Raw genomic sequence first — 12,463 nt, 5'->3', positions numbered from 1 at the left:
GTAAAATCAGGAATGAATACCCAATTATGAAGTCGATTCGTTTGATGCTGACAGTGTTGGTCGGACTGGTATCTCTGCCCGCACTGGCAACGGACTATCTGCTGCCACCCAAAGACAGCCGTCTGGTTGGAGAGAACCAGTACTATATTGTTCAGGATAACGGTGAGAGCCTGGAATCCATTGCCGCCCGTTTCCAATTGGGCCTGACCAATATGATGGAAGCCAATCCTGGGGTTGACCCGTATCTGCCCAAGCCCGGCACCCGAATCATTATTCCTCATCAACTGATCCTGCCCGACGCGCCGCGCAAAGGCATAGTGGTCAATATCGCTGAGATGAGACTCTACTACTACCCCAAAGGCGAAGACTTTGTACGAGTGCTGCCCATAGGCATTGGTCAGGTGGGTCGTGATACGCCCGAGAAGTGGGTAACTCAGGTTTACCGTAAGAAGGCCAACCCCACCTGGACACCCACTGCGCGTATGCATAAAGAAGCGGAAGCCAGAGGTGAAACCCTGCCTAAAGTATGGCCGGCAGGACCGGACAACCCTATGGGCCTGTTCGCCATCTATATCGGTAACCTGTACGCCATCCATGGTACCAATGCTGATTTTGGTATTGGCCTGAGGGTAAGTCAGGGCTGTGTTCGCCTGCGCAATGAAGATATCGAAGAGCTGTTCCACGAAGTGCCGGTCGGTACCCGGGTACAGTTTGTCAATCAGCCGATAAAAGCCACTGAAGAACCGGACGGAGCCCGCTATCTGGAGGTGCACCAGCCACTGTCCCGCACTGAGGCAGAGTTTGAGTCCAATGCACCGGTCCCGCTGGAACTGTCACTTGCCATTGCCCGATTTGTGGCCCACAGAGATACCGACTCCTTTGTGATAAAACGCCTACTGGAAGACAGAAGCGGCATGCCAACAAGAATCAATCCATAGACTGAAATGTACAAACATAAAAAACGGCACCTTGAGTGCCGTTTTTTAATTTGCGCCTGAAGTCTGAAATATCAACAAGATAAAAAAGTCAGCACACACTCACCTCGCAACCACCACCCTGGTTAAGCACAAACCTAAAAACCGATATTAGCAAAAGCTGATCAATATCAAAGACAGGCTGATATTTCACCTCTACAATCCGCGCCCTTTTGACTCACATTTGCGTTCACCGATAACACATGAGACTCCCTGTTCTTATGCTGGTGACAGGGATAGTTCTTTCCAGTTTTAATGCCATGGCTTCTGGCTCTCAGGTTAATTCCATCGCTCAACCCAACAAACCCAATGTGGTCGCAACATCGGCAATGGATAAGCAGGCCATCGCGATACTGTGCAGCCTGCCGGACAACAGACGCATTGAGCAGGCTCGCGCGGTAATGAAGGATGGCAGCCTGATTATGCCAACCCGTTGCACCAACCACAGCTGCAGCTTCAAAATTGACACCAGCAAGGTGAGATTTGTGGTGCATACCCATGTCAAAAGCAATGATGACAACCATGGTGTTGCCCGGTTAATCAACAAAGGCCGTGAGCTGCCAGGGCCTGGCGACCATGCTTTTCTGGATATGGGTAACGCCCCAAACTATTTCCTGACTCCGAAAGGCAGCATCAGGGTGCTGGAATATCACAATGGCGAATACAGGGTGAGAACCCTGTCAGGTGATAATTTGCCGGTACGTCACTGGCAGCCCTATGCCGGTGAACCCTCGCTGTCTGAGATCAGCCGGGCACTTCGCGGTTAATACAGTCAAAAAAAGAGGAGGCCAATGCCTCCTCTTTTTGGTCAGCAATAATTATTGCCCCTTCATATTCCACAGGATGTCCTGATCGCCACCCATAACCGTAGTAGGTAACTTGCCGTCCCACTGCTGAGCTTTAACATAGTCCACCAGCACCCGGCTTTGTTTAATGGCTTCAGCCTTCCTGTTGATGGCATCGGCTTCAGCCAGACCCTTCAAACGAATCGCTTCAGCTTCTGCTTTCGCTTCTGTGGTAATGGCATAAGCACGACCATCTGCTCTGGCACGCTCTGCATCCCGCTTGGCTTCTGCGGTATTAACCTCACGCTGTGCTTCCAACTTTTGGCGTTCAAGCCTGTGCATTTCAGCAGCAGCGAGGTTTTTCTCTGTTTGTTTGGTTTCAATACTCTGCAGATACTTGGGCGGCAGCACCAGGTTCTCAATCTGAACGCTGTCCAGTTTCACCGGAAACTCCTTCATGGTATCCATCAGGGTTTCTTCAATCTTCTGAATAACCTGGCCACGGTTCTGCACTATCTGCTCAGCTTTAAAGCGAGCCATGGCATCCTTGGTGGCACTGCGCAGGCGCGGATCCAGAATACGGTTTTCAAACTGATCCAGACCACCATAGTTTTTATAAAGCTCGAAAGCCTCTGAGCGCACCACAGTCCAGTTAACACTCACTTCGGCCTGAACCGGCATCTGCTCATGGGTGGATGCCTTCAACTGCTCTTGATTCTTACGGGTACGGATTTCAAGCTCTTCCACGCCATCAGCAAAAGGTACTTTAAAGTGCAGGCCAGGATTAACCTGATCCGTGGCCTCACCGAAGCGCTTCACGATACCCACATGACCTTCATCAATGGTATAAAACACCTGCATCGCGCCCAATGCAATCACGGCTACCATAGCGCCTGCTGCGACCTTTTTGCCTACGCCGCCCGACGCCAATTTGCTACTAATCTGTTTATTCATTCAATCCTCCTGATCTTCAAGGCACCACTCCCGTGGCGACAGCCCCCAAGGCTGATTTCATTCTGTTAACAGATGCAACACAATGGCACATCACGACATAATATGTCAAAGATTTCGATTTCAGCCCGTCAAACAGGTGAATAAATCTTAAGGCAGTAAGTGTTGTGACCTTGAATGGTGGAGAGTAGTTTTAGGTACGGTGCTCAGGTTCAGCGTTTGTGTGGTGAATACCTGTTGGCACAGACATCAGATTATCAGCTACAGGATTATCATCATGGCAGCATTCTCTCCCGCCTCAACCGCGCTGGTACTTATTGATCTACAGCAGGGCATTTTGCCTGTTGTGGGTGGTCCCTACGTGGCCCCTGATATTGTGCAAAGGGCCGCAAAACTGGCAGAAGCTTTCCGCAATCGTAATATGCCCGTTGTCTGGGTTCGCGTAGGTTGGTCACCGGACTTTGGTGACGCCCTCAGTCAGCAGGTGGATAAACCTTCCGTCATTGAAGCGCTACCGGACAATTGGTGGCACTTCCCGCAACAACTCAATGTGCAGGCTGAGGATATTCAGATAGTCAAACATCAGTGGGGCGCGTTTTATGGCACAGACTTGGATTTACAGTTACGCAGACGGGGAATAGATACTCTGGTGCTGGGCGGCGTTTGCACCAATATCGGGGTCGAGTCCACGGCGCGTTGCGCCTGGGAACATGGTTATCAGCTGATTATTCCGGAAGATCTGTGCAGTGCCGCCGACACTCAGCAGCACTACACCAGCTTTACTTATATATTTCCACGCATCGCCAAAGTGACCTACAGCCAACCTTTGCTGAGTACCTTGTCCAGCACTCCGGTCACCTGATTGGCGACGCTGCTGTCAGTATACGTCGGCAGTCTCCGGGAGCTGCAGGTAACGCCCCACAAAGCCATCGAGAATATGCGCGGTGGCTTTGACTCTGTCATCGAAATTACCGTCGGCAGGGGTATAAATGGTAGCTCCACATCTGGCTCCGGCTTTGACTAAAAATGCCGTAAAACTGGTATCAAAGCAGTTAAACAGATTGCCTTGACCAACATCACAGGCCTGACTGGTCGCCTGAGCCTTCAGCGGAAAATGTTCTCCAAGTGACTCCAGTAACTGCCCGGTAAATGCGCCGGGAGCCTGCCGGGGTTCAAAGCTGCATAGATAAGCCTGCTCGCTGTGAACATCCTCTCCGAATGTCAGCACACCATCACGCCCTGCAGCCTGAAGCAATTGACCGTGACGAAGCAGTATTTCCCCCTCTTCGGAGGTGTCTTCATTGGTTTTGGCCTTGCCCTGCTCCCACAGATACCCCATCAGTGGATCCTGTCCCTGACGATTGTATTTCTGTCCCTTTCTAAAACCACTTGCACTCACCAAAGGCAGGATACTCAGATTTACCTGAGTGAAAATATCCTCTGACTGACTGGCGAGCCAATGCAAAACTCCCCATGGTCCAGCTGCAGCATCACCGTGAAAGCCAGCGCAAACCAGTATTGAGGGGAGATCGGCATTGGGCGCCGGACTCTTGAACATCAGCAGTGGGAATCGGCCAGCTTCACCCAATAAGGTTTGCTTCATACCCAGTCGCAGGGTCTCTTCGCAGAGCAGAGCTGAAAAGTGCTCCAGGTCGTTACTGTCGCAGGCAAACAGACCGGATTGCCAAAGGAATGATTGGAAAGGGGAGCGCATGAATACGTCCAAAGGGTCAGTGTATGTGGGTATCATACCAAGCCTGCATGGAAACAACAGATCCGATATGACTCAATCGGTTACGACTTACTCAGTCTGCAGTGGAGCTCGCCACCTGCCGCATTCTGGCCATAAAGTTCTCGATCGCTGATGCGTCCGGGTAGTCAAAATCATAAACATTATGAAAACCGATATGCAGGCTGCAGCGGCCATCTTCAATACTGATGTTATAACCTTCCAGATCACTGGTTACCGTTAAACCATTGAGCTTGTATCCGCCATCCAGTTTCTCTCCTTCGGCATTAATTTTGTTAACGACTCTCAAAACCCACTGGATATCTATTTCGTTTTTCATATCTTTTCCTTTCGTTCAGAGCCTTATACGGAAATCAATACAGGGAGGTTCAAGCTGTCTCACCTGACCATTCAAGCAAAGTACTCAGGTCTTCGGCCACCCAGCTGGGCTCGATACAATCCCACAAATGAGACGCCATAAACTTAACCAACTGATCCGCCGCGTAGGAAAGCCTTCGGTCCCGCCGACTGACCAGATACCAGTGACTTTTGAGCGGGAAGCCTTCGACATTTAGTACCGCAGGTCGCTCACGACCTTCCTGCAGGGTATGACCGGAAATCACTGATAACCCCAGGCCCGAAACCACACTCAATCTTATCGCTTCATTACTTTCAATCTGCATTGTATGCCTGAGTTCGTGCCCCTGCCGACTCAGCCAGGACTCAAACATCATCCGGGTAGCACTGCCGGGCTCCCGGATCAGAAACCTCTCCCGGGTTAACTCGCTGAAGTTCAGATGAGTTTCTTCGGCAGCCCAGTGATCTCTGGGAGCAATTAACTGTAATGGATTTTGGATAATACGCGCTGATCTCACCTGCTCACCCGTGGGAGGATGACTGAACAGGTATAGGTCATCCAATTGCTGCTCGAACCGCGACATAACATGGGCCCGGTTACCTATGTTCAGGGTCACTTCAACCTTGGGGAAATGGCGGTAGAAGGCTCCCAATATGCGTGGCATCACATACTTTGCCGTGGTGACCAAGCCGATATTGATATGTCCCGCCCTGCCTTCACGGCTTTGGGCCAATAAGGCATTGAAGTCATCAAACCGGGTAAATACATCAGCCACCGCCTGGTAGAGTTCACGGCCAATCTCAGTAGGTTTAAGTTGCCCTCCCCGACTTTCCAGTAATGGCTCGCCCACCAGCTCAGTCAGTTTTTTAAGCTGCATTGAAACCGTTGGCTGGGTCAGATGCAGGGCTTTGGCCGCTGCCGTGATACTGCCTTGTCTGACCACCTCTTGAAAAACCTGTAGCAGCCGAAAGCTTAAATGTCGTAAATTCATGGCATAAATACAAAATTTCGTAATACATAGATAATCATCTATGCAAATTTAAAACACAATTTATTTTCAAATACATTGCAATACTGTCAAAATTCACGCCGCTACACATCTACCAAGAATCAGACAGTTACAGGAAACTGCCATGCCTGACATCGTAATTGCGTTTTTTGCCCTTGGCCTGCTGGCCGGTTTGGTTAAATCAGATTTGAAAGTCCCTGAGTCCATCTACGAAACTCTGTCGATTCTGCTGATGCTGACCCTTGGCCTCAAAGGTGGCATGGCCCTTCATGGCCAGGGAGAGCAATTGGTGATCAGCGAGCTGGTGCTGATTGCCGCACTGGGGTTAATCATCCCTCTCAGTCTTTACCCGGTACTCAGACGACTTATCCGCCTCTCCCGGGAAAATGCGATCAGTATTGCGGCTCACTACGGCAGCGTGAGCGCCGGTACCTTTGCTGTGGTTATCGCCCTTGCTGAACACCTTGGCTGGCCACTGAAGCCGGAAACCACCCTCTATCTGGTGCTGCTGGAGCTGCCGGCCATTATCGTAATGCTCTGGCTGTACCGCTTTCTCAATGCCCGCAAGCCCATCAAACGTGAAGGCCTGGGCATAGCCAAAGTCAGCAGTGGCAATATCCTGCATGAAGCTCTCACCAGTAGAGGTGTGGTCTTGCTTACCGGTGGTGTGGCAATTGGCTGGGCCTACGGTGAATCCGGCCTGGCGAGTCTGGCGCCGGTATTGATGGGGGGCTTTAAAACTCTGCTGGCGCTGTTTTTGCTAGAAATGGGCCTGTGCACCGCCAAAGTGTGCCGCCCACTGCCAATGCGTCAATGGCGACTGATGCTGTTTGCTGCAATCATCCCCTTTGTATTGGCCTGGAGCGGCATATTACTGGGGCTGGCACTGGGCCTGCCAAAGGGCAGTATTCTAGTGCTGGCGGGGCTGGCAGCCAGTGCTTCCTATATTGCGGCTCCTGCGGCCATCAGAGCTGCAGTTCCCGACGCCAACATCGGCCTGGCAATGCTGGCATCATTGGGCATTACTTTCCCGATAAACGTGTTGATTGGTCTGCCTCTGTACGCTCAGTTTATTGAAATGATGCTCTAATACACTAATACCCATTAATTAAGTAAGGACAAACGCGCCAAATAAGGCGCGTTTTTCATACCTGTTTATGACAATTTGTTGAATATTTGCTTCAAGCACGTTAGTGCCCCTAGGTTTTTTACTCCAAATTCTGCTCAAAGCTACCCATTAAATCCCGGATTTTGAAAAGTAACACTAGCCTTTTGGGTAACTGAATATGCATGAGGAATATGTCTAAATACGCTGAAACATTCGAAAGCTCCATCTAAAAGGCACATCTATATTCAGTATATTCATATATTTACTCAATCGATATCGCCTTTGACGGGGTGAGAACCCGAGATAGCAGACGAGAGCCAAAAACAGACTAAAATGCAATTGGGTATCTCATCAGATCCGCTAGATTGAACTTGATAAAGCAGTCGGAGACATGATGAAAGAGCTCATACTGGTGGCCCCTACTGCCACTGAGAAGAAACGCTTTGAAAGCTGGGCGCCCCTGTTTGGATACCAAAGAGTCCATACCCTTATGCAGTTGGAGGAACTGAGCTTCAGCGGTAAAAGCCAGCTGGCCCAGACACTGTTTATACACTTCCCCGGCTCAGCCTGCCTGCAATCATTGAAGATGTGCCCTGAGCACGAAAACCTTTCACAGGCCCGCCATCTGGCGGTTATCCCCAAACCCTCATCATCTTTGGAGATGGCGCTCATGAACTATGGCTTTCGCGGCGTACTGTCGGCGACAGCCAGCCGCGATTTGCAGGCGGTAGTGCTGGAGAAAGTCACCAAGGGTGAACTGGCATTCAGTAATACCGCCATGTCCGAGTACATACTCTCATCATGCAAACCCGGCAAGGTAACTGGCTACCAACTGCTTGACAGTGTCACGCCAAAAGAGAAGCAGGTCATTATTCTTGTGTGCGAAGGCATGACCAACGAAGAAATAGCCAAGTCCATGAATATTTCGATAAATACCGTCAAAATGCATCTGCAGAATATCTATAAGAAAACTAATCTCAAGAGCCGCTCGCAGCTGCTGCTTACCTTCGGAAGTTAAGCTTGCCTGAGCCAATGTCTCACAAAGCATTACCCAAAAGTTTACCCCCAACAGTGGGGTATTGCGTTTCGATTCACATCCTTACGGGCAATTGATCCCCCCTCGCCTCTTTAGCAGAATCCATTAACGAACTCGTTACACCCAGTTACAAATGTCACGTTCGACAAACCTTGGAGGTTTTTATGTTAAAGCGTAAGCAGAAAGGTCAGGGCATGACCGAATACATCATCATCGTTGCACTGATCGCGATTGCTGCGATCGGGGCGTTCACCATGTTTGGTGACGTTGTCCGTAATCAAACCGCTTCCATGGCAGCTGAACTGTCCGGTGATGGAGCAAAAGGGAAAAGCGCCAATGCGGAAGCAGTAAAAGCTGGCGCCAAGGCGGAACAGGTTGCAAAGAAGAAAGGTGGTCTTAAAGAGTACAACACCACAGCATCTTCTGAGACGACTCGTTAAGAACAGTTGGGACTGGCAAGCATGGCAGTAAAAGTACTCACTGTGCTTGTCAGTAACCAGATTCGCCCTTCTTACCTGAATAAATATAAATTAAGCAGTACGCAATTAATGACTATGAAGATGACAACTGCAGCAGCCATCCTATTCTCTTTGCTGCTACCGATCCAAGGCCTTACTGAGACGACCTCTACTGGGGACAACAGTACTTATCCCTGGACTGGCACATTTAGCCCTTACTCGCAAGATCAAACATATTTAGGAATAGCCAAAGATACTCGTTGGGACAGATGCCAAGTGATGACCTGGGATGCTGGTGTTGCTTCTGGGGTCGTTCACTTCCAACGCAATAATCCTCCCGAAGGTGTAAAGCTGTCCGATGCAGAGATACTTGAGCGACTGCAATCCATGTACCCCCAAGACGAAGACAACATTAACGATGAAATAAACAAAAAAACAATAGAAATCGCATTTACCCATTGGAGTGCCTACCAAGAAGGGCCTATATCGAAAGGAGCCATCATAGAGCATGCCGCCTGGGATTGGTGTATCAAACAACCTGCTGAGCTGTTTTATGATATCTAGCCAACGTTTAACCCATGGGAAACCTATGTGCTCAGGCCATCGAGCGAAAGGCATCATAGGGATTAACCAGAAAGGCTACACCAGTGTGTTGTTTCTAGCACTGTTTGCCAGCGTAGCATTGGCGCTGTTCTCACTCTATGACGGTGGAGTGGTCTCATCCGAACGAATTCGTTTACAAAACACTGCTGATAATGTGGTGTACAGCACCACCAACATGGTTACCCGCGATATGAACGTCATTGCAATAACCAATCGCGGGATGATTGCTAATCAGGTTGCAGTAGGACAGGTCGTTGCCCTGTCTTCCTGGAGTAATATGCTCCATGAGTTTTCAGGAAACCTGGAAACCTTGGGGGATTGGGTGCAGTGGATTCCTTATATCGGTAAACTGATTGAACAGTTTACCGAAATTGTGCACCGGGCAACGACTCAGTTGCGAAATGCAATCAAGACACTTGGCAGCGGCTTCATCTTCGCTGAAGACAAACTTATTAAAGCGTTATCAGCCTTACAAAGGATAAATCATCGAGTAACTATTGGAGCGGCTGCATCTGTTTTTACCGATGTCCAAAAGAAAAATGATTCTGATACAGAAGTGAGTGCACTAGTTTCCGCTTACAATATAAGTCGCTTTATTTCTGCCTACGATGATAGTAGTAAAACCTATAAAAGAAGCCATATTAAAAGAGATAAAAATACCGCTCAAAGACATGTCGAATTCAGCAATATGGTCAATGACTCCAGAGATAGAATGACGGCAAACAGAAGCTATAAGGTATTCGGTCGCTTTTGGATACCACGTGGCTGCGACATTACCTGGAGCAGAATATGGGATCAAAAACATGGCGGAACTGACTTTACACTAACAAAAGAAAAAAGAGGCTTTCAATGGAGTTGGACGTCTCTGGATTCTTATGGTTTTTGGTGGAGGTATAAAAAATTATCATTGAGTGGATGTAGAAAAAAACGACAGAACGAATTTTTGCCTTTAGGGTGGGGAGCCGCTCATGCCCTGGACAAAAAATTAAATAGAGACCGCTTTGATTATGAACACCACCCAAATAGAAGCAAAGAGCAAAAAGTATTTGCTAATGGGCAATGGAATCTCCTTAACTATAACCAAAATCAAAATTTGGGAAGTTGGGGACATGCTTGGAAAAACAACAGGTCAACGCCACGGGTAAAGTACCCCACTTGGCATCAAGGGGAGTCTCGTGGTGACATCTATAATAATCTACGTCGAGTTTCTGGATTACAGAACTTCATAGACCTTCGTAAAAATGAAAAGACGAATTATGGCCCTGAATTTTCAATTTTACTAACAAAAAGAGAGTCAAAATTCAGCACCCAAAAAACAATAGATACGAGAAATAATGCCATTAGGCGTTCGTCAAGACTGACAATTGAAGAAGAAGGTGGAGTCCCGGATGACAAATTATATTCAGTGGCTTCTGCACAAAGTTACTTCTCAAGACCTGATGAGTTGAAGGGACGGGGCTCTAAACCTTGGATGATAAAGTGGGGAAGAAGAGATAAGTTAAAGGAGTATGCTAATCTTTATAATCCTTTCTGGCAGACTCGTCTTAAAAAAAATGATACCAACATTGTCCAGGTATTAGTTGCTGCGGGGGTAATAAAATGAATCCTGCATATAACAGTACATACCAGCGCGGTGGAGTGTTAGCAGAGTTCAGTGTGATCTGCGGCTTCGTACTAATACCACTTGCGATGTTGATGCCGTTACTATTCAAGTTTATTGAAAGTAAGCAATTATTAGAACAAGCAGCACGTTACGCAGCTTGGGAGAGAGTGGCTTACTATCAAACAAAGCCCAAGAATCGTGATAGAAGCACCCCGGTTAAAACTGATACTCAGATAAAGTATGAGTTGAGGAATAGAATATTTTCTCATCGCGATACCAAAATATACTTAGCACAAAACAAAAAAACAACTAAAGAGAAGCTTAACCCAGTTCTACAAATCAATCATGTTGCTGACAGTCGTGGTGTTGAAATCTATAAAAAAGCTAAAAATGATTCCGATTTTTTTCATAGCAGCAAAACTCAAGAACACGGTTTATCCGGATTCGGTAAGGTATCCTCAGCATTAGGAAAAGTACTTAGTCTGGCCCCCGGATTTGAACTTAATCAAAAGGGCTTGTATCAATCGACAGTCTCTACGCAACTGCGAATGTACGATTGGTTTCCAGAGCTTGGAAAAAACGCAATAACTACAAGTCGTACTAATGCTCTACTTGCCGAAGGCTGGATGATTGGTGGACCAGACCGAGTAAAAAAAGAACTAAAATACCTTGTCCCGATCACAGCTGCTATGGATCAAATAGGTTTAGAAAAGTTTTTGAGAATTTTATCCATATTGCCTCTGGCAAAAGAATTGGGTTGGATAGACTTAGCTAAATTGGAGCCAGATGCAGTTCCCTGTGTGCGACTAGGGAAATTTGGTCGTAATGGCAAGGTCAGCACTCCACAACACTGTAACAGCAGGCTTAAAACTAAGCTCAAAGAACTGGGGCACAGATAATGAAATCAATAATTATTGCATTCGCACTCAGCCTATCAATATGGCCAGCTTATGCAACTGACAGAATTACGTTCCCAGTACCAAAATTTTTTAAGTTACACGTTATATCCGACACTATGCAGTTTAATAGTGTTGATATGTCAATAACCGGGTTTGAAACCAATCGTTCCTCAGAGGAAATTTACGAATTTTACCACCGAAAATGGCAAGGCAAAATCAAAACCTCTCATTTCGGAGAGTGGACAATTTATTCGCATCTTAATGAAGGACTACTGCTGACAGTACAATTTAAGAAAGATAGTCCACTTCAAATTTCCGGGATGCTGGCTCTGTCAAATTTACCTGGACTCAAACAGCAAGACCTTGCCAATCTTGGTAAAGGTTTTCCAATGCCTAAAAACACCAAAGTGGCAAACGACATAAAAGCTGACGATGGTGGCAGGTCAACGAGATCTTTACTGTTAATCAACAACAACTCCGTTAGTAGCAACCTAAAGTTTTATAAGAAAAAACTTGTTAGTGATGGATGGGTCATCCAACCCCCTGCTACGGAGTCAGGCACCATAGCAGGACTATTGCTAAATAAAGAAAATAGCACCCTGAACATTATGATCGCATCCCAAGATGGAGAAACCAGAATTCAAGTAGTGAGGATAGATAATTGAAAGGTAAACAACGAGGATTTGGAATCACTGAATACATTTTAGGAATAGTGGTCCTAACGACTATTTTCTTTGTGCCAATTGGTGGCAACCCTTCTGTTGCCAGCACATTAATTAATGCGGTCAAGCAAGAACATGCAGGTTACATGTATGCTCAATCCCTGAGCCATTTCCAAATATCCGTATCTAAAAATAAGCAGAAAGTTTCATCTCCAACCAGGCAAAATGCCTCCGAATCGGGGCAATTGCAGACTTATGTTTCTGTTACCCAAACCAACAATAATTAAA

At 47.4% G+C, this 12,463-nt stretch carries 15 protein-coding genes; 11 read left to right on the top strand and 4 right to left on the bottom strand.

Annotated features, from left to right (window positions below; all coding sequences use genetic code 11):
* The first annotated feature begins 26 nt into the window (after positions 1-26).
* On the top strand, positions 27-938 hold the full coding sequence (locus ACFOE0_RS03490; RefSeq protein WP_248935434.1) for a L,D-transpeptidase family protein: 912 nt from the start codon (positions 27-29) through the stop codon (positions 936-938).
* A gap of 239 nt (positions 939-1,177) precedes the next feature.
* The gene (locus ACFOE0_RS03485; RefSeq protein ID WP_248935435.1) at positions 1,178-1,741 is read left to right on the top strand and encodes a hypothetical protein; all 564 of its coding nucleotides are present in this window, start codon (positions 1,178-1,180) and stop codon (positions 1,739-1,741) included.
* Positions 1,742-1,792: 51 nt separating this feature from the next.
* Here ACFOE0_RS03485 and ACFOE0_RS03480 read toward each other — a convergent pair whose 3' ends face one another.
* Positions 1,793-2,713, bottom strand: a complete 921-nt coding sequence (locus tag ACFOE0_RS03480) for a prohibitin family protein (protein WP_380711403.1) — start codon at positions 2,711-2,713, stop codon at positions 1,793-1,795.
* A 274-nt stretch (positions 2,714-2,987) separates the two neighbouring features.
* On the opposite strand from ACFOE0_RS03480, the gene ACFOE0_RS03475 reads away from it, so the two are divergent.
* Positions 2,988-3,572, top strand: a complete 585-nt coding sequence (locus tag ACFOE0_RS03475) for a hydrolase (RefSeq protein WP_248935436.1) — start codon at positions 2,988-2,990, stop codon at positions 3,570-3,572.
* A 15-nt stretch (positions 3,573-3,587) separates the two neighbouring features.
* On the opposite strand, the gene ACFOE0_RS03470 is transcribed toward ACFOE0_RS03475, so the two are convergent.
* The 3 genes from ACFOE0_RS03470 to ACFOE0_RS03460 all read right to left on the bottom strand — a co-directional run bounded on the left by ACFOE0_RS03470 (position 3,588) and on the right by ACFOE0_RS03460 (position 5,788).
* The gene (locus tag ACFOE0_RS03470) at positions 3,588-4,424 is read right to left on the bottom strand and encodes an N-acetyl-ornithine deacetylase (protein ID WP_248935437.1); all 837 of its coding nucleotides are present in this window, start codon (positions 4,422-4,424) and stop codon (positions 3,588-3,590) included.
* Positions 4,425-4,515: 91 nt separating this feature from the next.
* Positions 4,516-4,779 (bottom strand): DUF3081 family protein, encoded by a 264-nt coding sequence (locus tag ACFOE0_RS03465; RefSeq protein ID WP_248935438.1) that lies wholly within the window; start codon positions 4,777-4,779, stop codon positions 4,516-4,518.
* Positions 4,780-4,828: 49 nt separating this feature from the next.
* Positions 4,829-5,788 (bottom strand): LysR family transcriptional regulator, encoded by a 960-nt coding sequence (locus tag ACFOE0_RS03460; protein WP_248935439.1) that lies wholly within the window; start codon positions 5,786-5,788, stop codon positions 4,829-4,831.
* A 142-nt stretch (positions 5,789-5,930) separates the two neighbouring features.
* On the opposite strand from ACFOE0_RS03460, the gene ACFOE0_RS03455 reads away from it, so the two are divergent.
* From ACFOE0_RS03455 to ACFOE0_RS03420, 8 genes are all read left to right on the top strand, one after another.
* The gene (locus ACFOE0_RS03455) at positions 5,931-6,896 is read left to right on the top strand and encodes a sodium-dependent bicarbonate transport family permease (protein WP_248935440.1); all 966 of its coding nucleotides are present in this window, start codon (positions 5,931-5,933) and stop codon (positions 6,894-6,896) included.
* 412 nt (positions 6,897-7,308) lie between these two features.
* Positions 7,309-7,932 carry a response regulator transcription factor gene (locus tag ACFOE0_RS03450; RefSeq protein ID WP_248935441.1) on the top strand — a complete coding sequence of 208 codons (624 nt, stop codon included), beginning with the start codon at positions 7,309-7,311 and terminating at the stop codon, positions 7,930-7,932.
* Positions 7,933-8,114: 182 nt separating this feature from the next.
* A complete protein-coding gene (locus ACFOE0_RS03445) occupies positions 8,115-8,390 on the top strand; it encodes a pilus assembly protein (protein ID WP_248935442.1) in 276 nt (91 codons plus the stop codon).
* Positions 8,391-8,411: 21 nt separating this feature from the next.
* A complete protein-coding gene (locus tag ACFOE0_RS03440) occupies positions 8,412-8,972 on the top strand; it encodes a hypothetical protein (RefSeq protein ID WP_248935443.1) in 561 nt (186 codons plus the stop codon).
* Positions 8,917-10,614, top strand: coding sequence for a Tad domain-containing protein (locus tag ACFOE0_RS03435; RefSeq protein ID WP_248935444.1), 1,698 nt, complete (start codon positions 8,917-8,919; stop codon positions 10,612-10,614). Before ACFOE0_RS03440 ends, ACFOE0_RS03435 begins: the two co-directional genes overlap by 56 nt.
* On the top strand, positions 10,611-11,513 hold the full coding sequence (locus ACFOE0_RS03430; protein ID WP_248935445.1) for a hypothetical protein: 903 nt from the start codon (positions 10,611-10,613) through the stop codon (positions 11,511-11,513). Before ACFOE0_RS03435 ends, ACFOE0_RS03430 begins: the two co-directional genes overlap by 4 nt.
* On the top strand, positions 11,513-12,178 hold the full coding sequence (locus ACFOE0_RS03425; protein ID WP_248935446.1) for a hypothetical protein: 666 nt from the start codon (positions 11,513-11,515) through the stop codon (positions 12,176-12,178). The genes ACFOE0_RS03430 and ACFOE0_RS03425 overlap by 1 nt, the downstream gene beginning before the upstream one ends.
* Positions 12,175-12,462 carry a hypothetical protein gene (locus ACFOE0_RS03420; RefSeq protein WP_248935447.1) on the top strand — a complete coding sequence of 96 codons (288 nt, stop codon included), beginning with the start codon at positions 12,175-12,177 and terminating at the stop codon, positions 12,460-12,462. Before ACFOE0_RS03425 ends, ACFOE0_RS03420 begins: the two co-directional genes overlap by 4 nt.
* Position 12,463 lies beyond the last annotated feature (1 nt).

The organism is Shewanella submarina (genome assembly GCF_042646185.1).
Classification (GTDB): Bacteria; Pseudomonadota; Gammaproteobacteria; order Enterobacterales; family Shewanellaceae; genus Shewanella; species Shewanella corallii.
The sequence above is the reverse complement of the archived record's forward strand: the minus strand, read 5'-3'. Positions and strand labels throughout refer to the sequence as shown.